Here is a 23,030-nt window from a genome sequence, read left to right on the forward strand (position 1 = left end):
TTATGGTAGAGTTTTTTCTAAACGCCTATAAAAATGCTTCGGTACTGCAAATTGTATTGGAATTTATAGCCTTTGTATTTGGAATTGCGAGTGTTTGGTATGCCAAAAAAGAAAATATTTGGGTGTATCCTACCGGACTGATTGCGACTACGATAACGGTCTATTTGCTGTTTCAGGCGGGCTATTTGGGCGATATGATGATTAATCTGTATTTCTCTGTTATGAGTATTTACGGTTGGTATAACTGGGCACGAAAAAGAACAAACGTTGATCAATTGGCTATATCGCGAACAACGTTAACAGAAAAAATTATCGGATTTGTATTGTTTTTCATAACAATTATTATAATTTTCGCAATCTATAATCTCTTTGATTATGAGATAAAACACGAAAACTATGTTGATATAGTGGCGTCAGGGCTATTTTTTACCGGAATGTGGTATATGGCCAATAAAAAAATTGAAAACTGGACGCTCTGGATAATCGGCGACATTATTGCAGTACCGCTTTATGCATATAGGGGGCTAGGGATGTTGTCGTTACAGTATTTAATATTTACAATATTGGCAATATCGGCCTACTTAGAATGGAGAAAGATCTTAAACAGCGATACTCAAAAGTTATAAAAATAACCATGTACGGCCCTGAAAGTACAGGGAAAACAACCTTGTCGAAACAATTGGCCGAACACTTTAAAACCATTTGGATTCCGGAATTTGCAAGGGAATATCTACAACAGAAATGGGATCAGAAACAGGAAATCTGCGATGAGCATGATATGCTTCCGATTGCAATCGGACAGATGAAGTTGGAAAATGAAGCAGTACAAATTGCAAATAAATTGTTGTTCTGTGATACCAATCTTATGGTAACCAAAGTGTTCTCGGAAATCTATTACGGATTTTGTGATGAACTACTGGATGATGCAGCACGGGAACACAATTATGATCTGTTTTTTCTTACGGATGTCGATGTACCTTGGGAGAAAGACGATTTGAGAGATCGCCCTGAAAAGAGAAAAGAAACCTTCGAGATTTTTGAAAAAGCCTTAATTGAAAATAATAAGCCCTATATCATTCTTTCAGGCAATCAGGCGGAACGCTATGAGAAGGCGGTTAAAGCAGTCGAGATGTTACTGAAAGCTAAAAAACTCGGATTTACTTCTGCCGATTTTTTACAGATGTGGCACAGAGGAACAAATATCGAGGATATCGAACGACAATTGACGTTCTTTAATGAGGGTATTGCCAAAATTAATCTTCATAAAATTGCAACGGTTCAGGATGGCATTTGGCATTTTGATCAGGAAAAAGAACAGGAATTGGTGGCCTATTTTGAAGCGCGTAAAGAGCGCTTCTCTATAGAAAAACTGGTTCCGGCTTCAGGAGCGGCCAGTAGAATGTTTAAGTTTTTGGTAGATTTTCTAAATGAATTTAAATTACATGAAGAAACGATCAATGCTTATGTGAACCGGAAAAAAGCATCTGAATTATCTGTGTTTTTGGTTGGAATAGAAAAATTTCCTTTCTATAATTCGGTATTGGAGGAAACAAAATTACAATACGATGGATTTGATCAGTTTTCTCAGGATGAAAAATATTTCCGTTTTATTGAAACGATGTTGTCTCCTGCTAAATTTGATTTTCTAAATAAACCAAAGGGCGTTTTGCCTTTTCATCAGGAAAAAGAAGCGATAACAACACCGATTTATAAGCATCTTAAAGAAGCGGAAGCCTATACTAATGTTAATGGAAAGGCGCATATCCATTTTACGGTATCAGAAGAACATCTGGAAAATTTTCAGGAAGTAGTTTCGAATATTAAAAATAATGTGGAAGTGTCCTATTCGTTTCAGCATAAAGCAACGGATACCTTAGCGGTTAATCTGGATAATATACCGTTCCGATTGGAAGATGATTCGCTTTTCTTTCGTCCGGGAGGACACGGAGCATTAATCCAGAATTTAAATAGATTGAAGAGTGATATTGTGTTTGTTAAAAATATCGACAATGTGTGCTTTAATCATTTTGATGGAATTGTTTATTATAAAAAATTATTAGGCGGTTTATTGATCAGTCTTCAGGAAGAAATTTTTGAAAGTCTGAAGACGATAGAAGCTACAAATGATCCGGGAACACTTCAGAAAATTATCACTTTTGTAACGGAGAAGCTGAATATTGTATTGCCCCGAAATTTTTCAAAATATACATTTGAAAATCAGAAAAGCCAGTTGTTTCAATTGCTAAACCGACCGATACGAATTTGTGGTATGGTGAAGAATGAAGGAGAACCGGGCGGCGGACCATTTTGGGTAACGGGTGAAGAAGGGATGCATTCACTGCAAATCGTCGAATCGTCTCAGGTGGATATGCAAAATAAAAAACAGGCACAGATTCTTAATGTGTCGACTCATTTCAATCCGGTTGATCTGGTTTGCGGTTTAAAAGATTATAAAGGGCAGAAGTTTAAGCTGGACGATTTTGTAGATCATAATACCGGTTTTATAGTACAGAAAACCAAAGGATGTGAAGATATAAAAGCCTATGAATTACCGGGCTTGTGGAATGGAGCAATGTCTAACTGGATCACGGTTTTTGTAGAAGTTCCGCTTTTAACGTTTAATCCGGTAAAAACGGTTAATGATTTACTAAAACCGGCACATCAGCCGCGATAAAATCAAATGAAAAAAGAGATTCTTTTTAGTGAGTTGCGCTATAAAGCTGTTAGAAGTAGCGGAGCAGGAGGGCAGCATGTGAATAAAGTAGCGACTAAAATTCAGCTATTGTTCGATGTGGCTAATTCAGCGGCGTTTACGGAAGAAGAAAAAAGTACCGTAATAAATAAACTGGCTAACCGATTAACGAAAGACGGTGTGTTGCTGCTCAGTTGCGGTGAAAGCAGAAGTCAGTTAAAGAATAAAGAAATCGTAACAGCTCGTTTTCTAATGCTGTTACAACAGGCAATGCAAGTGGATAAAGAACGAAAAGCGACCAAAATTCCACATGCAGCCGTTAAAAAACGTATTCAAAATAAAAGAGTTCAGGCGCAGAAAAAAGAATCGCGGAGAAAACCTAATGTCGATTAAATTGGGAATTCTGTAACCGAATGGAACTTTACTTTGTTGTTTTTAGGATTTTTTCAGTCAAAGTAAATTTTATCTGATTTCTTTTTATAATTTTGTCCTGTCTCAAAGGGGTGCTTATCGCCGGATCTAATCGGGCAATCGAGCTGAGATCATACCCAATGAACCTGGAACAGGTAATGCTGTTTAGGGAAAAAGACATCCGGATTGCAATGCATTCGTGTATGTCGTGGAACATCATTTTTTATTAATCAAGAATAATTACCCCTTTTATTCGTAAAACTTTACGAATGAAAACAGTATTACAATCCGTTGTGGCGTTAGTCTGCCTTCAGCCGGTTATGCTTTTCGCGCAGGAAAAAACCGTTCAGGACACAACTAAAACCAAACAACTGGACGAAGTATTGGTATCGGCAGTACGTGCAGCCGATAAAACTCCGGTTACGTTTAGTAATGTCGGAAAGAAACAATTATCAGAACGAAATCTGGGACAGGATATTCCGGTTCTGATGAATTACCTGCCTTCTGTGGTAACTACTACCGATGCCGGAAATGGTGTCGGCTATACCGGAATCCGGGTGAGAGGTAGCGATGCAACCCGTGTGAATGTGACGATCAACGGTATTCCGTATAACGATTCGGAATCGCAGGGAACTTTTTGGGTGAACATGCCGGATTTTGTTTCCTCTGTAGAAAGTCTTCAGTTACAGCGAGGTGTCGGTACATCAACAAACGGTGCCGGTGCTTTCGGAGCAAGTTTAAATATGCTTACGGATAGCTATTCGGAAAAAGGATATGGAGAAATTGCGAATTCTTTCGGAAGTTTCAACACCCGAAAACATACGGTAAAATTTAGTTCCGGTTTGTTAGGAGATAAGTTCGAATTGGCCGGACGATTGTCTAAAATCAATTCTGATGGTTATATCGATCGCGCTTCTTCAGATCTGAAATCATATTTTCTTCAGGGAACTTATGTCGGAAAGTCGACATTAATTAAAGCGTTGGTTTTTGGTGGATCGGAAAAAACATACCAGTCGTGGAACGGTTTGGATGGTGCAGATTTAAAAGATTTAGGACTGGATGAAAATATGTTGGATAACAATCCGAGGTTTAATGTTTCCGGTTTGTATTTTGATGATAACGGCCAGGTGAAATTCTACGATAATCAAACGGATAATTTTAATCAGGATCATTATCAATTGCACTGGAATGAGAAATGGAGTAATAATTGGTCAACTAATGTTGCATTGCATTATACGAAAGGAAAAGGTTATTACGAAAGTTATAAAAGAAGCGGGAAATTCTCGGAGTTCGGATTGACACCTTTTGTGGAAGGCGGACAAACGATTTCCAGATCGGATTTAATCAATCAGAAATGGCTGGATAACGATTTCTACGGATTTACCTTTTCATCAAATTACAAAGCGGATAATCTGGATGTAATTGTGGGTGGTGGAGCCAATAAGTTTGAAGGCGGACATTTTGGAAAGTTGCTATGGGTGAAAGAAAAAGCGGCTTATGATTACGGTCAGCTTTTTTATGACGACAAAGGAATTAAAACGGATATGAACGTATTCGCGAAAGCGACTTATGATGTTGCAAAAGGATTAAGTCTGTTCGGCGATTTGCAATACCGAAACGTAAACTACAAGGCAAATGCTGTCAAAACGGGATTAGTGGATGATACGTTCCGTTTTTTTAATCCGAAAGCAGGGGTGAATTATGTGCTGAATCCTAAAAACAGTTTCTATTTTTCTTATGCGAAAGCCAGTCGTGAACCTAATCGTAATGACTACGAAGGAAATGTTCCGAAGCCGGAAAAAATGGATGACTATGAGTTGGGATGGCGTTATGCTTCCCGAGTGGCAAAGCTGAATCTGAATGCTTATTACATGAAATATAAGGATCAGTTGGTGTTAACAGGAGCATTAAATGATGTGGGAGAATCCAAAAGAATTAATGTTGATAATAGCTACCGTGTCGGATTGGAATTAGATGCGACGATCTTTATCTCGGAGAAATGGTTGATCCGTCAGAATGCAACGATCAGTCAGAATAAAATTGTAGACTTTACAGCAAATAAAGATGGTGAAATGCATAATTTCGGAACAACGAACATCGCGTTCTCTCCTGATTTTATTGCCGGAAATGCGATTACATGGTTGCCGATGAAAAATCTGCAAGTGAGCTTACTGTCGAAATTTGTTGGTAATCAATATATGGGGAATGTGGACGCTGAAAAATCGATCTTAAAATCGTATTCAGTTTCCGACTTTAATATTATTTACGAAATCAAGCCGAAAAAAATCTTTAAATCAATCGTGATTACCGGATTGGTAAATAATATTTTCAATACAAAATACCAGTCTAACGGCTTCTTCTATACGTATGATGATGATTGGTCAAATCCGAACCAGGTTACGACAATCGAAGGTGTGGGGTATTATCCGCAGGCACGAATTAACTTTATGGGTGGTTTAACACTGAAATTTTAATAGTATAACCTGTCAGATTTAAGAACCTGATGAGGTAATAAAATAGAAAAGGCTGTCTTCAGACAGCCTTTTTTTAATTGTATACTCTAAGCATATCACCGGTTTGTTCTACACGGTATTGCTTCATCGGATATTGTCCGTCACCTATTCCGGTGTATAAACTGTATTTTTTATTGTCGCAGGAACATACGGCATTAATACCTTCTACTTCCATCGTTGAACAGTCACTTAAGGACTGATTAGGACATGCGCGGTCAAAAGCCACGATTCCGGTTCCGGTTTTAAATAGAATAATTCCTCGTATCCCGGCAGCCGGTCCTGAGACATAAGCATAACCGTTTGTAAATCGAAGCGAGCTATAAGCCGGAAGGTTAATGTTGATCGTCATCGAAACCGGATAATTTGGAAGATAAGGGTTATTGTTGTTAACCACACTGTCTTTGCTGCAGCTCCCGATCAAAGCCGTTAAAAACAATAAAAGGATGTATTTTTTCATATAAAATCTGGTAAAACAATTGAAAAACAAATTTAAATTAATTAACTTTGACTTGTGCTATTAAGCATTAATTAAAAACGAAATAAATAAAAAATATATCTTTGTAGACGTAAATCCCGTTTCCGATGGGATTTTTTCTATTTATATAAACGACGAAAATATGAGTAAAGTATCTTATTATACTGCGGAAGGATTAAAGAAATTAAGGGATGAACTGGATCAGTTAAAGAGTGTGGAACGTCCTCGTGCATCACAGGCTATTGCCGAAGCAAGAGATAAAGGAGATTTGTCTGAAAATGCAGAATACGATGCAGCTAAAGAAGCTCAGGGGCTTTTGGAGTTGAAAATTGCTAAAATGGAAGAGGTTTTGGCAAATGCACGTTTAATTGACGAATCACAACTGGATGTTTCGAAAGTATTGGTATTGTCGACGGTAAAAATCAAAAACCAAACCAACGGAATGGAATTGAAATATACTTTGGTAGCTGAAAGTGAAGCTGATTTAAAAACGGGTAAAATCTCAGTTACTTCTCCGATCGGAAAAGGACTTTTAGGAAAATCGGTAGGTGAAATTGCAGAAATCCAGGTGCCAAACGGAACATTAAAATTCGAAATTTTAGAAATCTCAAGAGACTAAATACGATGAGCTCCATTTTTACTAAAATCATAAACGGTGAAATCCCTTGCTATAAAGTAGCGGAGGATGATAATTTCCTGGCATTTCTGGATATTAATCCGAATGCGAAAGGCCATACATTGTGTATTCCGAAAAAGGAAATCAATAAGATTTTCGATATGGAAGAAGAGCATTATCTTGAATTAATGCGTTTCTCCAGAAAAATTGCCAAAGCACTTGAAAAAACAGTTGCTTGTAAAAGAATCGGAATGGCTGTTGTAGGATTGGAAGTGCCACATGTTCACGTTCATTTAATTCCATTACAGGATATGGATGATATGCGTTTTCAACGAAAAACCAGTTTAACACCACAACAGTTTGAAGAGTTGGCGCAAGCTATTGCGGGTAATCTTTAATGAATGAAGCAACTATTTTTTATTTTTCTTTTCCTGATTTCCGGATGTGTATTTGCTCAGGATAATCATAGTGTTTACTGGATTTACGGTAAAAATATCGGTTTTTCTGAAGAGGATAACACGATAGAAAAAGAAGGAATTGTGGGAGTAAAAAATTGTTATGTCCGCGATTTACCGTCTACCTCCGGAAAACTTGTAGATTCCTTACAACTGGGTAATAAAGTAATGGTAAAAAAACGTACCGGCGCTGTCCAGAAAATTAAAGGAATTAATATGGACTGGGTGGAGATTCAATATCGATCCGGAAACGAAACCAAAAAAGGATATTTGTGGTTGGGTTTTCTGGCACTCGATTTTAAAGAATCCGAAGGACTTACTTTTATGACGGTTCTGGAGCGTATCAATACCCGTAAAGAAGAAGATTATGAAAAGCAGGAATTTGTTCTTGCTGCTAAAGTCTTAGATAAGTCGAATGTCCTTTTGGATAGTAAGGAAATCCGAAAAAATATTACGGAGAGTTATTACTACCGACAAGAACTTATGGGGAATTTCGGGCTTCAGAATATTCAAAAGCTATATAGAATTAGTTTTAGTGGTGAAGCTTGTGGTATTCCCACCTATTTCTTTTATTTCGGATGGACCGGAACAAAACTATTACTGATGCCGGAAAAAATGGCAGTAAGTGATGCCGGTGTCTATTATTATTCCGAAAATTTTATTTTCCCGAACGAACCCGGTGGAAAACAAGGCTTTATCTATAAAGTTATAGAAGAAGCGGAAGAGCAGGAAAGTACAAATGATAACGAATCCGTTATGCTCGAAAAATCATGGAAAGAAACCTATAGTTGGGACGGAGAACAGGCCAAACTAATTAAGAAAAGCCTGTTACGTCAGGAATTGGTTAAACAATAGCCTTTTTAAAAGTGATTTGCATCGTGGTGCCTTTTCCGATCTCGGAATGCGCCACTTTTATTTTTCCGTTGTGATATTCCTCTACAATTCTCTTGGTAAGCGATAAACCAAGTCCCCAACCTCTTTTTTTAGTTGTAAACCCGGGATCGAATATACTGTTAAATTGCTTTTTAGGAATGCCACTTCCGGTATCACTCACTTTAATCTTTACAAACCGTTCGGTATCTTCGATTGTGATGTTTAATTTTCCTTTACCCTTCATCGCATCGATTGCGTTTTTTACGAGATTTTCGATTGTCCAACTATGTAAAATCGGATTCATCATAATATGAATCGGATAATCCGGAGCGTGGAAAGTAAACTCAACCTGTTTAGAAGTTCGGGCTTGTAAATATTCAAAAGACTGTTCGGTTTCCTGTATCAGGTCGTGATCTTCCAAAACCGGTTCGGAGCCGATTTTAGAAAAACGGTCGGTAATAGTTTGTAAACGATTAATATCCTTTTCAATTTCAGATACCGTAGTTTCGTCAACATTGTCGGCTTTCATGATTTCTAACCATCCGATTAGTGATGATAAAGGAGTTCCGATCTGATGAGCGGTTTCTTTAGCCATACCGGCCCAAAGTTTATTTTGCGTTGCCATTTTGCTGGCCCGGTAAAAACTGAAAATCATACCGCTAAAAAACAATCCGATTAATACCAAAGCAATCGGATAGAACTTCAACTTGGTCAGTAACGACGAATTGCCGTAATACAAATATTGATTCTGACCGCCTAAATTCATTATAATAGGTTGGTTCTCGGATCGCAATTTATTTAGAAAAGCTCTTGATCGTGCTGAATCGCCACTGATTTCTTTTTCGACATTAATCATGTTTAGAATACTGTCTTTATCAGTCGTCTGGATAATCGGGATAGTTGTATTATTACTCAGAATCTGAAACGGAAGTTCTACTTCTGTATTCTCATCGGCATTGTTTAGGGTTTTGGTCGCCGTAGCCCAAAGTTCCATCTTTAAACGTTCCTCTTCCTTAAACTTCTGAAAAAAAGTATAAGTATTCCATAATATAAAAACCAGAATATTAAAGGAGCCCAGTATAATGACCCAGCGGATGAGGTTACGTCTTTCGGAAAGATTCATGCGTACAGTATTTGCGTTAAAAATAAGGAAAAGATATAAGGGAGCAAAAAGAAGAACGGGAAATGCGAATGAGTTCTAAATTTTCAGGATTAAGTCGCTAATTTGTATTTTTCATTCGGGCTAAAAAAGTATATTTGTGAAAATTTTTAGAACCATGCTTAGTGTCGATCCAAAGGAGTTAAATCCGATGAAATTACAAGCGTATCTGCAAGGTGCTGTTGGCCCGAGACCGATTGCTTTTGCCAGTACAATTGACGAAGACGGAAACCCGAATTTATCACCGTTCAGCTTTTTTAATGTATTTAGTTCGAATCCGCCGATATTGATTTTTTCACCGGCAAGAAGAGTACGTAACAATACGGTAAAGCATACTTTAATCAATGCAGAGCAAACGAAAGAAGTGGTGATCAATATTGTCAATTATCCGATTGTACAACAAGCCTCTTTATCCAGTACCGAGTATGGTGACGGAGTAAATGAATTTCTAAAGTCCGGTTTGACAATGGTGCCGTCAGATGTTGTAAAACCATATCGTGTTGGCGAAAGCCCGGTACAATTTGAATGCAAAGTAAACGATATTGTAAAACTAGGAACGGAAGGCGGAGCCGGAAATCTGATCATTTGTGAAGTGGTGAAAATTCATATCGATGAAGCCATATTAGATGAAAACGGAACAATCGATCAGTATAAAATTGATTTGGTTTCCCGTATGGGCGGAAATTGGTATTCAAGAGCCAATATGGGACTTTTTGAAGTAGAAAAGCCATTAACGACATTAGGAGTTGGAGTGGATGCTATTCCTGATTTTATCAAAGAGAGTCCGGTATTCGATGGTAATGATTTGGGGAAATTAGGTAATGTGGAAGCATTGCCAACCGAAGAAGAGATTGCTATCTTTGTAAAAGAAAATTTTGCGGTTAAAGCGGTTATCAGTGCCGATGACGAAACCAAGAAACACCGGAAAGCAAAAGAACATCTGGATAATAATGAAGTGCTGACCGCCTGGAAAGTGCTTTTATCAAAACAATAAAACGGGTTTATTATAAGCCTCACTATATAAACAATTAATTTTTTTACTATGGAAGTTACAGGGAAAATAAAAGTGATTAACGGAACACAGCAAATCAGTGCCAGTTTTAAAAAGAGAGAGTTAGTTGTAACTACAGAAGAGCAATATCCACAACATATTATGGTTGAGTTTACTCAGGATAAATGTGAATTACTGGATAGTTATAAAGTAGGAGAGCAAGTTAAAGTATCGATAAACCTGAGAGGAAGAGAATGGGTTAACCCACAGGGAGAAGCTAAATATTTCAATACCATTCAGGGATGGAGAATTGAAAGAATGCAGGCAGAAGCTCCGGCAGGTGGCGGATATGCACAACAAATGCCTCCGGTACCGGCTGCAGATGCTTTTGAACCGGCTTCAAGCTTTAACGAAGAAGAGCACGACGATTTACCGTTCTAATCTCATAATAAAATCCTGATTATACGATCAGGATTTATTTTTTTAACCCATGTATTTTTTAACAAGAGAACTTTATTTTCCTCCGGTATCGGAAACGGATTATTCCGGTATATTGGCTGTTGGCGGTGATTTGTCAACGGAAAGGTTATTGTTGGCTTATAACTCCGGAATATTTCCCTGGTTTGAAGACGGTGAACCGATTACCTGGTGGGCACCGGATCCGAGAATGGTGTTGCTTTTCGATGAATTGGTTATTTCTAAAAGCATGCGCAACATTCTAAACCGGAATATTTTTACTGTAACCTTCAATAAGGATTTTCGCAGTGTGATTTCCAATTGTCAGACAATAAAGCGTGAAGGGCAAAACGGTACCTGGATTACTGATGATATGATTGAAGCCTATTGTACGCTTCATGAACTTGGTCATGCGCAATCCGTTGAGGTTTGGCAGGACGATCAGCTTGTCGGCGGATTATATGGCGTGGATCTGGGCCATATTTTTTGTGGCGAAAGTATGTTTTCTAAAGTGTCGAATGCTTCGAAAGTAGCGTTTATTAAGCTTGTCGAATATCTGAAAACGAATAACTATCTGTTACTGGATTGCCAGGTTTATAACGAACATCTGGAAAGCCTCGGGGCATTTGAAGTCGACAGAGAAAGTTTTATGAAAGTATTGAATAAAACACCTGACAGGTTTTAAACATCTGTCAGGCGTATTTATATCAGAAGTTCAGTTTCGTAAACTGCCACGATAGCGTATTAAAAAGTACCAGTTCGTTATGTAAAACCGGTAGTCCTATAATTAGTTTTAGCGTTTCATGTGCCATCATAGTTCCGATGATTCCCGGTAAAGTTCCCATAACGCCATTTAAACTGCAATTAGGTACGTCTTCGGGATTGGGTGGTTCGGGAAATAAGTCCCGTAATTGCTTGCCTTTGTTGTGATTGAAAACAGCAATTTGTCCTTCAAATTTTAAAATACTGCCGTAAATCAAAGGTTTTTTAAGATTGACACAAGTGTCGTTTACCAGATAACGAGTAGTAAAGTTATCACAACCGTCTATAATCACATCAAAATCCTGAATAACGGAAGCGGCGTTGTTAGCGGTTAGCTTTTCATTATAGGTTATGACTTTAATTTCCGGATTGAGTTGCCGGGTAATGTTAGTTGCAATCATCGCTTTCGGCTGATTTAAATCAGCTTCCCGGTATAAAATCTGACGGTGTAGGTTGTGTATTTCCACAAGATCAAAGTCAACTATGCCGATAGTACCAATACCGGCTGTAGCGAGATATTGGAGTATCGGACAACCCAAACCTCCGGCTCCTATTATTAAAACTTTTGCCTCTTTTAATTTTTGCTGACCGGATTCACCGATTTCGGGTAGCATCATCTGTCGGTTATAACGTAAAAAATCCTGTATTGTAATCATCGTATCATTATCTGTAGCTATTGTCCCAGTCTTTCCAGACAGGTTCGTATCCTTTATTACTAATAATTGCGGCTATCACATCGGCCGGACGTTCGTCGCTGGTTTCAAATTGTTCCAACGATTGCGGATCTACAACATAACCGCCGGGATTGGTTTTGGAACTGGCACTCATACTGGTGATACCAATCGGTATGATATTATCCCGGAATTTTTCATTTTCACGTGTAGAGATCGAAAGCTCAAGATCTTCATTCCAAAGTCGGTAAGCGCAAATAAGCTGTGTCAGATCGCGGTCATCCATAATGAAATTCGGTTCGATTATACCTTCGGCCGGACGTAATCGGGGAAAAGAAACGGAAAATTTACTTTTCCAGTACGTGCGTTGTAAATAATCAAGATGTAAGGCATTAAAAAAACTATCGGTACGCCAGTCTTCCAAACCTAAAAGAACACCTAGTCCGATTTTATGAATACCGGCCAAACCGATTCGGTCCGGCGTTTCCAGTCGGAAATCAAAATTGGACTTTTTACCTTTCGGATGATACTGTTTGTAAACATCCCGATGGTAGGTCTCCTGATAAACCAAAACGGAATATACACCGGCTTCATGCAATTGTTTGTATTCCGATTCTGATAACGGTTGTACTTCAACAGAGATATTTGAAAAATCATGCTGTATCTGATCAATTGCTTTTAGGAAATAATCAATGTTTACAGTATAATTGGCTTCACCGGTTACTAATAATACATGATCAAATCCCATGTTTTTTAAAGCAGCGGTTTCATGAGTGATTTCATCACGAGTCAGTGTGCGTCGTTTTAACTTATTGTCGAAACTAAAACCACAGTAGGTACATATATTCTGACATTCGTTGCTTAAATACATTGGAGCGTACATCTGAATGGTTTTTCCGAAGCGCTTTTTGGTCAGTGAATGACTTATTTGTGCCATCTGCTCCAAAAAAGGTTGTGCGGCCGGAGCGAGTAAGACAATAAAATCGTCCAGGTTTCGCTTGTTTTTGGCTAACGAATGTGCTACCTGTTCCGTTGTTGTTCCGTAAATTCTGGATTGAATGGTATTCCAGTCATAGTGCTCAAAAATGGATTGAAAAGACATGTTCATATGGCATTATTTATTCGTGTAAAAAAGAAGTCAAAGGACTGGATGCTATGGCGTTTTTGGTAATCGGTGCGAGTTGTGCTTCGTAAGCTTTTCGTCCTGCAATGACAGCTTCTTTAAAAGCTTCGGCCATTAATTGCGGATTTCCGGCTACCGCAATTGCAGTATTAACCAGAACGGCATCGGCTCCCAGTTCCATCGCTTTTGCAGCATCCGATGGCGCTCCGATTCCGGCATCGACAATCACCGGAACAGTACTCTGTTCGATAATAATCTCCAGAAAGTCCTGTGTTTTTAATCCTTTATTACTTCCGATCGGTGCTCCTAACGGCATTACAGCTGCCGTTCCGACTTCTTCCAGTCTTTTGCATAAAACCGGATCAGCGTGAATATAAGGCAGGATTATAAAACCTAATTTGGCGAGTTCTTCGGTTGCTTTTAATGTTTCAATAGGATCGGGTAACAGGTATTTAGGATCGGGATGGATTTCCAGCTTTAGCCAGTTGGTTTCCATTGCTTCACGGGCCAGTTGAGCGGCAAGAATAGCTTCTTTTGCATTCCGTGCTCCGGATGTATTGGGTAAAAGATGGATGTGATCGTGATTTAGAGCAGTTAAAATAGTGTCCGCTTTTGAATTTAGTTCAACACGTTTTAATGCTACCGTTACCAGTTCACTTTCTGAAGCAAGGATGGCGGATTCCATCTGAGCGGATGAACCGAATTTACCGGTTCCGAGAAATAAACGGGAACGGAACGTTTTATCTGCAATTTTAAGAGGATTCATATAGTTTTTGATTGAGTTGTGTTAGTAGTTGTTTTTGGTTGGAATTATTAGTAATCATACCGGATACGGCTATACCGTGTATCCCGGTTTCAAGTAGAGAATCAATGTCATTAAGAGTAATTCCGCCTATCGCGTAAACCGGAATTGTATAGTCCAGGTCATTTAATAGTTGCATTATAGTGAAGTAACCGTTATGACCCAGAATCGGACTTAACTGCTGTTTGGTGTCGGTAAACCGGAACGGACCTAAGCCGATATAATCACATTTTTCATGATAGCGTTGAAAGACATCTTGTAGTGTATTTGCCGTTCCGCCTATGATTTTTTCTTTTCCCAGGATTAGCCGCGCTTTTGATATGGCCATATCATCCAATCCCAAGTGAACACCGTCGGCATTGATCTCCTTTGCAAGAGCCACATCATCGTTGATAATCAATGTGGCATTGTGTTTTTTACAGCTTTTTTTTGCTGATTCTGCCAGAAGATATCGCTCTTTTTCAGTTCCGTTTTTAAAGCGAACCTGAATCCACTTGCCGCCATTATGCAATACGGATTCAATATGGAAAAGTTGTTCGTTTAGGGTATTCCCCTGTGATATATACTGAAGTTTATTGTGCATACGATTTTTTATTTCAGATTCTTAACGGTGTTAAATTCATCACGGCATTTTTGGAAACTCAATACCGGATCATCACTGTTCCATATCGCGCCTAAAAGTGCGATGTTATCAAAGCCTTTTTTTAGCACTGGTCTGATGTTTGAAGCATCAATTCCGCCTAAAGCGACTAGTTGAGTGTTGTAATTTGTTCGGTTTGCCAAGCTCGTTAAGATGTTTTTTTCTGATTGATAACCGGGTTTGGATATACTTTCAAAAACAGGACTCAAAAAAGCATATTGGTAACGATCGGATAAGTTGTTGTATTCCTCAATAGTATGTGTTCCGGTGGAGTAACACCTGAGAGGTTTTGAAAGCCTGTCAGGTGTGAAAAATATGCGATCTTGCTTGCGAACATGCATGCGGTTAATTCCGAATGCTGTTGTGAGTTCATGATGTTGATGTAATACCAGTTTATCTCGGAACGAAACAGGAAGCCGATCGAGATAATGTTGCATTTCGATTACCGAAAAACCCGGTTTTCGGATATGCAAAAGAGATAAGCCGCCTTGAAACATTTCGGAAATGCAATCAAATTCGTTTGTTACGATATCGGGACTGGTTATTACAATCATGACTACAGGTAAATCTCTTTTCCGCTTTCAATAAACTCTTCCGACTTCTCTAACATTCCTTTTTCCGCAACTTCACGTATTTCCTGTGATATTTTCATAGAGCAGAATTTCGGACCGCACATTGAACAAAAATGCGCTACTTTGGCACCGTCTGCCGGTAAGGTTTCATCGTGGAATTCTCTCGCCGTGTCGGGATCTAAAGCCAGATTGAACTGATCTTCCCAACGGAATTCGAATCGGGCTTTACTTAATGCATTGTCGCGGTATTGTGCGCCGGGATGTCCCTTCGCAAGATCGGCAGCATGAGCCGCAATCTTATAAGTTATCACACCGTCTTTTACGTCTTTTTTATTAGGTAAGCCTAAGTGTTCTTTTGGCGTTACATAGCAAAGCATTGCTGTACCGTACCATCCGATCATGGCTGCACCGATCGCTGAGGTAATATGATCGTAACCGGGAGCAATATCCGTTGTTAAAGGACCTAATGTGTAAAACGGTGCTTCGGCACAATGTTCCAGTTGTTTGTCCATGTTTTCTTTGATCATGTGCATTGGTACATGTCCCGGACCTTCAATAAAGACTTGCACATCATGTTTCCAGGCAATTTTGGTGAGCTCGCCCAGTGTTTCCAGTTCGGCAAATTGGGCAGCATCATTAGCATCGGCAATTGATCCCGGTCGCAAACCGTCTCCAAGTGAAAAAGCAACGTCATAAGCTTTCATGATTTCACAGATCTCCTCAAAATGCGTGTATAAGAAGTTTTCTTTATGATGAAAAAGACACCATTTGGCCATGATTGACCCACCTCGGGATACGATTCCGGTTACACGATTGGCTGTTAGGTGTATATAGCGTAGTAAAACACCGGCATGAATTGTAAAATAAGATACACCTTGTTCGGCTTGCTCAATTAGGGTATCTCTGAAAATTTCCCAAGTCAGATTTTCGGCTACTCCTTTTACTTTTTCTAATGCCTGATAAATCGGTACGGTACCAATCGGAACAGGTGAGTTGCGAATTATCCATTCACGGGTTTCGTGTATGTTTTTTCCGGTTGATAAATCCATGATAGTATCAGCTCCCCAACGACATGCCCATACGGCTTTTTCTACTTCTTCTTCAATGCTGGATGTAACGGCGCTGTTTCCGATATTGGCGTTAATCTTTACCAGGAAGTTTCGACCAACGATCATCGGTTCGCTTTCCGGATGGTTGATGTTATTCGGAATAATAGCTCGTCCGGCTGCAACTTCGCTTCTGACAAACTCCGGGGTAATGTATTTTTTCGGCGTATTAGCACCGAAGCTATTACCGGAATGTTGTTGTTGCATGGCCTGAGTTTGTTCGGCAAGTTGGTCGATACGTTGGTTCTCGCGGATGGCGATATATTCCATTTCGGGTGTGATGATTCCCTTTTTAGCATAATGGAGTTGCGTTACATTGGCTCCGTCTTTTGCACGCTTGGGTTTGTGGAGGTATTCGAATCGTAAATGATCCAGATTAGGGTTATTGAGACGTTCTTTTCCGTAGTCTGAGCTTATGTTGTCCAATGTTTCAACATCTTCACGGTCCAGAATCCATTGTTCGCGTATTCGTGATAATCCTTTTCGTACATCAATAGCTACATCCGGATCGGTATAAGGTCCGCTTGTGTCATAAACGGTTACAGGAGGATTGTGTTCTCTACCGCCATTGGCCAGTTTCGTGTCATGTAAAGCTATTTCGCGCATGGCGACTTTTATCGGATGTATTGTGCCCGATACGTAAATTTTTTTTGAATTCGGGAAAGGGGTTCTCGAAATACTGTGTTTGTTTTCGTTCATTTTATGTAGGGTTGGTTTATCCTCCTTGAGTGGCGGAAATAATCAGAATTTGATCGTTTTGCGTAATGTAACGAGCGTTCCATTCGGTTTTAGGAATAACCGAATTGTTAATGGCAAGCGCAATGCCGTTTTGCTTGTTTGGGAGTTCCCGATCGAGTAGCGCCTGAACCGTAAAACCGGAATCAGGTACTGTACTAATCTGATTGTTGATTGTGATTTCCATTCCTTAAAGTTGTTATATAGGTACGCACTTTAGGAATGGCTACATAATATGAAGTCATCTCACTTTTCCCTCCGCCAGTATGAACTGGATCAGGTTCAAAGGGTAAAATCTCAGCCTATATTGTATATAGACACCCCTAAAGTGAAACAAATGTAGTATTTAATTTTAGAAATCTGTTTGTGGAATTAGTATTTAACATTCCTAACGGATTATGCTAATTTCTTTTCCAGCAGTTTTCGATATGATCGTCTACCATGCCGGTTGCTTGCATATGCGCGTACACAACTGTTGATCCTACAAATTTAAAGCCTCTTTTCTTAAGGTCTTTACTGATCTGATCGGATAGTGGAGTAGTGGCCGGAATGTCCTTTAATGTTTTGTGAGTATTGATTATCGGTCCGCCACCGGTGAATCCCCAGATGTATTCGGAGAAACTGCCGAATTCCTGTTGCACCAGCATAAAAGCCTGAGCATTTGAAACGGCTGCACGTACTTTTAGTTTGTTGCGAATAATCCCCGGATTTTCGAGTAATTCCTGGATTTTATCTTCATTGTATTGTGCTACAATTTTGTAATCGAATTGGTCGAATGCCTCACGGAAGTTTTCTCTTTTTCGAAGTATGGTGATCCAGCTTAATCCGGCCTGAAAGGTTTCCAGAATAAGGAATTCGAATAACTTTTGATCTTCATAAACGGGAACGCCCCATTCTTCATCGTGGTATTTTTCGTATAGCGCATCGTTTTTGCACCATCCGCATCGTTCTTTAGTCTCCATCGGATATCGGGTCTTCTGATAAATATTTTTCAATAATATAATGTCCTAGATAAATCATCGGTGTTAAACAAATAGCAATGATCAACTTGAAAGTATAGCCGGTTGTGGCCATATTAATGTATTCTGCGGTTGTGATTTTGCCTGTCATCCAAAAGGCGATACCGGAAACGATAAAACTGTCGAATAATTGAGAAATTACAGTAGAGCCGGTACTTCTAAGCCAGATCATTTTTTTTCCGGTTTTATTTCGAAGGAACCAGAATATGGACACATCGATTAATTGGGAAACTAAAAAAGCGATAATACTGGCAATCATAATCCATACGCCCTGCCCGAATACAGTTTTAAATTGTTCATCGGTTACAGTACTGATGCCTTTTGCAGCGGGAATTTGTATCGCAACAAAAAGAATGAGTAAGCAGTAAGCAATTAGTCCGGCAGTGATAAACGATAACTTTTTAACGCCGTCACGTCCGAAATGCTCATTGATGAGGTCGGTTGTGATAAATACGACCGGCCACGGAATAATTCCGATACTCATGATAAAAGGGCCTATCTGGATCAGTTTTCCGCCGGTTAATTCGGCTACAACGGCATTGGCTATAAAGATTCCGGCTAATATGATATAAACCAGGTCTCTTTTGGTTTTAAACATTTGGGATAGTATTATTTTGTGATTCCCAAAGTTAATGATTTTGAAGATTGGATGGAGATAAAAATAAAACCCCGGTCATTGACCAGGGTTTTAAAGCCGAATAGGCTATATGTTTTTTCCTGTTGCAGGAATTATGCTAAAGCAGCTCTTTTGAAACCAGTAACTGTTAATGCTCCGTCTACAGATTTTACATATTCTGCAACGCTCATTTTAGGTTCTTTGATATAATCCTGGTTGATTAAAGTATTGTCTTTGAAGAAACGAGCTAATTTTCCTTTAGCGATGTTGTCTAACATAGCCTCAGCTTTTCCTTCCTGACGTAATAAATCTTTAGCGATTTCGATTTCTTTTTCGATGATAGCAGCATCAACACCTTCTTCGTTTAATGCGATAGGAGCCATAGCAGCTGCTTGCATTGCTACGTTTCTTGAAGCTTCTTCAGCACCGTCAACGTTAGCAGATAAAGATACTAATGTAGCGATTTTGTTACCAGCGTGGATGTAAGATCCAACGAAAGCACCTTCTAAACGCTCAAAAGCACCGATTTCGATTTTCTCACCGATAACTCCTGTTTGCTCGATCAATTTGTCAGCAACAGTAATTCCGTTGAAATCAGAAGCTAAAAATTCTTCTTTAGTAGCATAGTTTAACGCCTGGTTAGCTAAGTCTGTAGCTAATTTTACGAAACCTTCATTTTTACCTACGAAGTCAGTCTCACAGTTTAATGAGATAACAACACCAGCAGTTTTGTCAGCGTTAACAATAGCAATAGCAGCTCCTTCAGTAGATTCTCTATCTGAACGGTTAGCAGCAACTTTCTGACCTTTTTTACGTAGGTTTTCGATTGCTAAATCAAAATCTCCATCAGCTTCAACTAAAGCTTTTTTACAATCCATCATACCGGCACCGGTAATTTGTCTTAATTTATTTACGTCTGCAGCAGTAATATTTGCCATTTTGAAAGTGTTTTATTTTTAGGTTAAAAAAATGAAGTCGTTATGTTGATAGTCGCTACAAAAGTAAGCATCCACCAGCACAACGACTTTATCATAATGTTATTTTTATTCTTCAGATGAAGTTGTTGTAGCTTCTGTTTGAGCAGCTGCTACTTCTCCGGCTGGTTGCTCTTCTTTGTCAGATTTTCTGTCAGAAAGTCCTTCAATGATAGCACCGCTTACTAAAGATAAAACTTTGTCGATTGATTTTGAAGCATCATCGTTAGCCGGGATAACATAATCAACCTGACGTGGGTCAGAGTTGGTATCTACCATAGCAAAAACTGGAATGTTTAATTTTTGTGCTTCTTTTACAGCGATATGTTCCGCTTTGATATCCACTACAAACAACGCAGCTGGTAATCGGGTCATGTCAGCAATAGAACCTAAGTTTTTCTCAAGTTTTGCACGAAGACGATCTACCTGTAAACGTTCTTTTTTAGATAATGTCATGAAAGTACCGTCTTTCTTCATTTTATCAATAGAAGCCATTTTTTTAACAGCTTTACGGATAGTTACGAAGTTAGTCAACATACCACCTGGCCATCTTTCAGTGATGAATGGCATGTTAGCAGCTGTAGCTTTTTCAGCAACGATATCTTTTGCTTGTTTTTTGGTAGCTACGAAAAGTACTTTTCTACCGGATGCAGCGATCTTTTTCAAAGCCTCATTAGCTTCTTCGATCTTAGCTGCAGTTTTATATAGATTGATAATGTGAATACCATTACGCTCCATATAGATGTAAGGAGCCATGTTTGGATCCCATTTTCTAGTCATGTGTCCGAAGTGAACACCTGCTTCTAGTAATTCTTTAACTTCTACTTTGTTTGCCATTTTGTAATAGTTTACGTTCTGTTGTATTAGCAATGGGGAAGTAGCGATTTATCAATTTGATATTCTGGTCTTCGCCATTTAGATGCTAAACTAATTCCTACCTCGGCAGGAGAGCAACAAAAACTTAGTTTTTTTAATAAAAAATAAATATTAACGTTTAGAGAATTGGAATCTCTTACGAGCTTTCTTCTGACCGAATTTCTTACGCTCAACCATACGAGGATCTCTTGTTAGTAATCCTTCTGGTTTTAAGATAGCTCTGTTCTCAACTTCTACTTCACACATAGCTCTTGCAATAGCCATACGTACAGCTTCTGCCTGACCTGTTGTTCCTCCACCGTATACATTTACTTTGATGTCAAAATTAGCAGCGTTTTCAGTCATTGCTAACGGTTGCATCACTTTGTACTGTAATGTAGCAGTTGGGAAGTAAGTTGTAAATTCTCTTTTGTTTACCGTGATGTTTCCAGTTCCTTCTGTAACATATACACGAGCAACAGCGGTTTTTCTTCTACCGATTTTGTGAATAACTCCCATTACTTTAGATCGTTTAAGTTAACGGTTTTAGGTTGTTGTGCATCATGTTTGTGCTCAGAACCTACATATACATTTAAATTGCGGAATAATTGTGCTCCTAATTTGTTTTTAGGCAACATTCCTTTTACAGCTTTCTCTACTAATAATGCAGGGTTTTTTTGTTGCATTACTTTAGCAGATAAACTTCTTTGACCACCTGGGTAACCTGTGTGACGGATATAAGTTTTATCCTCCAGTTTGTTACCAGTTAGGTTGATTTTTTCTGCGTTGATAACAATTACGTTATCTCCACAGTCCACGTGCGGTGTATAACTAGTCTTGTATTTACCTCTTAATAGCATGGCTACTTTTGAAGCAAAACGCCCTAAGTTATGACCTTCAGCATCTACAACGATCCACTCTTTTTGAGCAGTTGCCTTGTTAGCTGATACTGTCTTGTAGCTTAAATTGTTCACAATAATTTATTTTAATTAAACATTCCATCCCCAATAAAGGGGTTGCAAAAGTACAAATATTTATTTTAAATACAAATGTCTGCTCAATAATATTTTATTGATTGATAATCAGTTGTGTTATTGTTCATTTTGTAACGATTTAAGTGGTTCGTTATGAAACAATCTTCCTTTTTTTGACGTTTCAATCAATTGTGCCGGTTGTAAATCCGTATTTTGAGCCTATTCTTTGGAGAAATTGAGTTTGCTGTCGCCTTGTTTTAAAAGTAAACCGTTGTTTTTAAAGGTGATTTCTATTCCGGCCGCGTCAAAAGTAAACTCTGTCGGACTTAAAGCTTTTAGCGGAAATGCGCCTTGTCCTGTAGCTTGTCCTGTTAATTCTCCGTTTTCGAGTTTAATTGTAAGTTGTAACGGTACCTGTTTGGAACTGTATACCCCTTCATAGCTTTTCAGTAGCTTTTGATCGACTGCTACGGTTTTCAGATTCGGAAAACGATACGGTATTTTATAATAAATACTCAGGATGCCCATTAGAATTTCATTTTCATTATAATTGTTTCCGTTCACGATAAGGGAAACAGCGATTTTATCACTGGGATGATAAGCGACCATGGATCGGAAATCTTCAATGATTCCGTTATGTCCTAAAAAACGTTTGTCGCTAAACGGAAACTGTAAAAGTCCTTTGCCATAGCCTTTCTCCACTGTGGTCATTTGTGCTAATGATGCAGGCTTGATAATTTTTCCGGTAAAAAGTGCATTGATAAAGGTGGTCAGATCGGAAGCTGTCGATACCAAAGCACCGGCTGCATTGGCTACGCTTAAATCCCAGGAGTCGGTTCTGTTCCATTTGTTGTTACTAAAGCTATAGGAAAAAGCTTCATTCTTACCCGGAGCACCCTTTTTTGGATAATACGTGTTTTTTAAACCGATTTTATTTGTTATTCGAGTTGCTACATTGTCACCATAATTCTTTCCGGTGATCGATTCGATGATATAGCCTAATAACAGGTAATTGGAATTACTGTATTCTGCTCTGGTATCGGGTTCGAAAGTCGGTTGCAATGCTGCTATCCGTTTTAACATGTCGCGTTTGGTTTGCGGCTTTGTTTTATAGGTCTGAAAAGTGTTGTCAGTATAATTGGCAATTCCGCTTTTGTGGTTTAACATCATTCCGATGGTAATGGAACCGGCATTTGGTATCTCCGAATAAAACTTGGATAATTTGGTTTCTAATGTCAGCTTTTTTTCTTCAATTAATTGAAAAATGATCGAAGCAGTAAATGTTTTCGTTATGGATCCGATTCTGTATTTTGTGTCGGCATCAGCAGGTATATTGTTTTCTACATCCGCAAATCCGTAATTCTTTTCAAAAACTGTATTTCCGTTTTCCTGAAGACTTACTGCTCCCATAAATTTGTTGTTATCATACAAGTAAGTCAACAAACTGTCTATTTTGTTGAAACGTGTTTTTTCCTGAGCAACAATTGAAAATGAAAGGAATAAAAATAAAAATAGGATGTTTTTTTTCATGAATTCAAAT

General features: G+C 38.7%; 26 protein-coding genes and 1 riboswitch. Of the genes, 10 read left to right on the forward strand and 16 right to left on the reverse strand.

Features of this window, described 5'->3' with window-relative positions; translation table 11 throughout:
• The first annotated feature begins 2 nt into the window (after positions 1 to 2).
• From pnuC to NOX80_RS05330, 4 genes are all read left to right on the forward strand, one after another.
• Positions 3 to 626 (forward strand): nicotinamide riboside transporter PnuC, encoded by a 624-nt coding sequence (gene pnuC / locus NOX80_RS05315; protein WP_256552279.1) that lies wholly within the window; start codon positions 3 to 5, stop codon positions 624 to 626.
• Positions 587 to 2,674, forward strand: coding sequence for a DUF4301 family protein (locus tag NOX80_RS05320; RefSeq protein WP_256552280.1), 2,088 nt, complete (start codon positions 587 to 589; stop codon positions 2,672 to 2,674). Before pnuC ends, NOX80_RS05320 begins: the two co-directional genes overlap by 40 nt.
• Before the next feature lie 6 nt (positions 2,675 to 2,680).
• The gene (gene arfB, locus NOX80_RS05325) at positions 2,681 to 3,085 is read left to right on the forward strand and encodes an alternative ribosome rescue aminoacyl-tRNA hydrolase ArfB (protein ID WP_256552281.1); all 405 of its coding nucleotides are present in this window, start codon (positions 2,681 to 2,683) and stop codon (positions 3,083 to 3,085) included.
• A gap of 287 nt (positions 3,086 to 3,372) precedes the next feature.
• Positions 3,373 to 5,577 carry a TonB-dependent receptor gene (locus NOX80_RS05330; protein ID WP_256552282.1) on the forward strand — a complete coding sequence of 735 codons (2,205 nt, stop codon included), beginning with the start codon at positions 3,373 to 3,375 and terminating at the stop codon, positions 5,575 to 5,577.
• 73 nt (positions 5,578 to 5,650) lie between these two features.
• On the opposite strand, the gene NOX80_RS05335 is transcribed toward NOX80_RS05330, so the two are convergent.
• Positions 5,651 to 6,073, reverse strand: coding sequence for a Rieske (2Fe-2S) protein (locus NOX80_RS05335; RefSeq protein WP_256552283.1), 423 nt, complete (start codon positions 6,071 to 6,073; stop codon positions 5,651 to 5,653).
• A gap of 160 nt (positions 6,074 to 6,233) precedes the next feature.
• Between NOX80_RS05335 and greA the strand changes: the two genes are divergently transcribed.
• Genes greA through NOX80_RS05350 form a run of 3 tightly spaced genes read left to right on the forward strand, consistent with a single transcriptional unit; the run spans position 6,234 to position 8,017 of the window.
• Positions 6,234 to 6,710 (forward strand): transcription elongation factor GreA, encoded by a 477-nt coding sequence (gene greA / locus NOX80_RS05340; RefSeq protein WP_256552284.1) that lies wholly within the window; start codon positions 6,234 to 6,236, stop codon positions 6,708 to 6,710.
• Positions 6,711 to 6,715: 5 nt separating this feature from the next.
• Complete coding sequence (locus tag NOX80_RS05345; RefSeq protein WP_256552285.1) at positions 6,716 to 7,105, forward strand: HIT family protein; 390 nt, start codon at positions 6,716 to 6,718, stop codon at positions 7,103 to 7,105.
• A gap of 3 nt (positions 7,106 to 7,108) precedes the next feature.
• Positions 7,109 to 8,017, forward strand: coding sequence for an SH3 domain-containing protein (locus NOX80_RS05350; protein WP_256552286.1), 909 nt, complete (start codon positions 7,109 to 7,111; stop codon positions 8,015 to 8,017).
• On the opposite strand, the gene NOX80_RS05355 is transcribed toward NOX80_RS05350, so the two are convergent.
• Positions 8,007 to 9,158, reverse strand: a complete 1,152-nt coding sequence (locus NOX80_RS05355) for a sensor histidine kinase (RefSeq protein WP_256552287.1) — start codon at positions 9,156 to 9,158, stop codon at positions 8,007 to 8,009. The two genes, NOX80_RS05350 and NOX80_RS05355, sit on opposite strands and share 11 nt — an antisense overlap.
• Positions 9,159 to 9,312: 154 nt before the next feature.
• Here NOX80_RS05355 and NOX80_RS05360 point away from each other — a divergent pair, with 154 nt between their 5' ends.
• The 3 genes from NOX80_RS05360 to aat are packed head-to-tail and all read left to right on the forward strand — an operon-like array spanning position 9,313 to position 11,326.
• Positions 9,313 to 10,188 (forward strand): flavin reductase family protein, encoded by an 876-nt coding sequence (locus NOX80_RS05360; RefSeq protein WP_256552985.1) that lies wholly within the window; start codon positions 9,313 to 9,315, stop codon positions 10,186 to 10,188.
• Positions 10,189 to 10,236: 48 nt separating this feature from the next.
• The gene (locus NOX80_RS05365; protein WP_256552288.1) at positions 10,237 to 10,626 is read left to right on the forward strand and encodes a DUF3127 domain-containing protein; all 390 of its coding nucleotides are present in this window, start codon (positions 10,237 to 10,239) and stop codon (positions 10,624 to 10,626) included.
• Between the two features lie 49 nt (positions 10,627 to 10,675).
• A complete protein-coding gene (gene aat / locus NOX80_RS05370) occupies positions 10,676 to 11,326 on the forward strand; it encodes a leucyl/phenylalanyl-tRNA--protein transferase (protein ID WP_256552289.1) in 651 nt (216 codons plus the stop codon).
• Between the two features lie 22 nt (positions 11,327 to 11,348).
• On the opposite strand, the gene NOX80_RS05375 is transcribed toward aat, so the two are convergent.
• The 14 genes from NOX80_RS05375 to NOX80_RS05440 all read right to left on the reverse strand — a co-directional run bounded on the left by NOX80_RS05375 (position 11,349) and on the right by NOX80_RS05440 (position 23,020).
• Positions 11,349 to 12,059 carry a HesA/MoeB/ThiF family protein gene (locus NOX80_RS05375; RefSeq protein ID WP_256552290.1) on the reverse strand — a complete coding sequence of 237 codons (711 nt, stop codon included), beginning with the start codon at positions 12,057 to 12,059 and terminating at the stop codon, positions 11,349 to 11,351.
• Between the two features lie 7 nt (positions 12,060 to 12,066).
• Entirely contained in the window at positions 12,067 to 13,176 is a 1,110-nt protein-coding gene (thiH, locus tag NOX80_RS05380) for a 2-iminoacetate synthase ThiH (RefSeq protein WP_371926089.1), read from the reverse strand.
• 16 nt (positions 13,177 to 13,192) lie between these two features.
• Positions 13,193 to 13,963 carry a thiazole synthase gene (locus tag NOX80_RS05385; protein ID WP_256552292.1) on the reverse strand — a complete coding sequence of 257 codons (771 nt, stop codon included), beginning with the start codon at positions 13,961 to 13,963 and terminating at the stop codon, positions 13,193 to 13,195.
• Complete coding sequence (locus NOX80_RS05390) at positions 13,950 to 14,582, reverse strand: thiamine phosphate synthase (protein ID WP_256552293.1); 633 nt, start codon at positions 14,580 to 14,582, stop codon at positions 13,950 to 13,952. Before NOX80_RS05390 ends, NOX80_RS05385 begins: the two co-directional genes overlap by 14 nt.
• A gap of 8 nt (positions 14,583 to 14,590) precedes the next feature.
• Positions 14,591 to 15,193 (reverse strand): thiamine phosphate synthase, encoded by a 603-nt coding sequence (locus tag NOX80_RS05395; RefSeq protein ID WP_256552294.1) that lies wholly within the window; start codon positions 15,191 to 15,193, stop codon positions 14,591 to 14,593.
• Between the two features lie 2 nt (positions 15,194 to 15,195).
• Entirely contained in the window at positions 15,196 to 17,016 is a 1,821-nt protein-coding gene (gene thiC, locus NOX80_RS05400) for a phosphomethylpyrimidine synthase ThiC (RefSeq protein WP_256552295.1), read from the reverse strand.
• A 16-nt stretch (positions 17,017 to 17,032) separates the two neighbouring features.
• Positions 17,033 to 17,239, reverse strand: coding sequence for a sulfur carrier protein ThiS (gene thiS, locus NOX80_RS05405; protein ID WP_256552296.1), 207 nt, complete (start codon positions 17,237 to 17,239; stop codon positions 17,033 to 17,035).
• A gap of 49 nt (positions 17,240 to 17,288) precedes the next feature.
• Positions 17,289 to 17,387: riboswitch (TPP riboswitch) on the reverse strand.
• Between the two features lie 66 nt (positions 17,388 to 17,453).
• A complete protein-coding gene (locus tag NOX80_RS05410) occupies positions 17,454 to 18,014 on the reverse strand; it encodes a DNA-3-methyladenine glycosylase I (protein WP_256552297.1) in 561 nt (186 codons plus the stop codon).
• On the reverse strand, positions 18,004 to 18,669 hold the full coding sequence (locus tag NOX80_RS05415) for a queuosine precursor transporter (RefSeq protein ID WP_256552298.1): 666 nt from the start codon (positions 18,667 to 18,669) through the stop codon (positions 18,004 to 18,006). The genes NOX80_RS05410 and NOX80_RS05415 overlap by 11 nt, the downstream gene beginning before the upstream one ends.
• Positions 18,670 to 18,800: 131 nt before the next feature.
• Complete coding sequence (tsf, locus tag NOX80_RS05420; protein WP_256552299.1) at positions 18,801 to 19,625, reverse strand: translation elongation factor Ts; 825 nt, start codon at positions 19,623 to 19,625, stop codon at positions 18,801 to 18,803.
• 105 nt (positions 19,626 to 19,730) lie between these two features.
• On the reverse strand, positions 19,731 to 20,498 hold the full coding sequence (gene rpsB, locus NOX80_RS05425) for a 30S ribosomal protein S2 (protein ID WP_256552986.1): 768 nt from the start codon (positions 20,496 to 20,498) through the stop codon (positions 19,731 to 19,733).
• A 150-nt stretch (positions 20,499 to 20,648) separates the two neighbouring features.
• The gene (rpsI, locus tag NOX80_RS05430) at positions 20,649 to 21,035 is read right to left on the reverse strand and encodes a 30S ribosomal protein S9 (protein ID WP_256552300.1); all 387 of its coding nucleotides are present in this window, start codon (positions 21,033 to 21,035) and stop codon (positions 20,649 to 20,651) included.
• The gene (rplM, locus tag NOX80_RS05435) at positions 21,035 to 21,490 is read right to left on the reverse strand and encodes a 50S ribosomal protein L13 (protein WP_256552301.1); all 456 of its coding nucleotides are present in this window, start codon (positions 21,488 to 21,490) and stop codon (positions 21,035 to 21,037) included. The genes rpsI and rplM overlap by 1 nt, the downstream gene beginning before the upstream one ends.
• A 219-nt stretch (positions 21,491 to 21,709) precedes the next feature.
• A complete protein-coding gene (locus NOX80_RS05440; RefSeq protein WP_256552302.1) occupies positions 21,710 to 23,020 on the reverse strand; it encodes a serine hydrolase domain-containing protein in 1,311 nt (436 codons plus the stop codon).
• Between the last annotated feature and the right edge of the window lie 10 nt (positions 23,021 to 23,030).

Origin of the sequence: Flavobacterium cerinum (assembly GCF_024496085.1) — a bacterium.
GTDB lineage: Bacteria > Bacteroidota > Bacteroidia > Flavobacteriales > Flavobacteriaceae > Flavobacterium > Flavobacterium cerinum_A.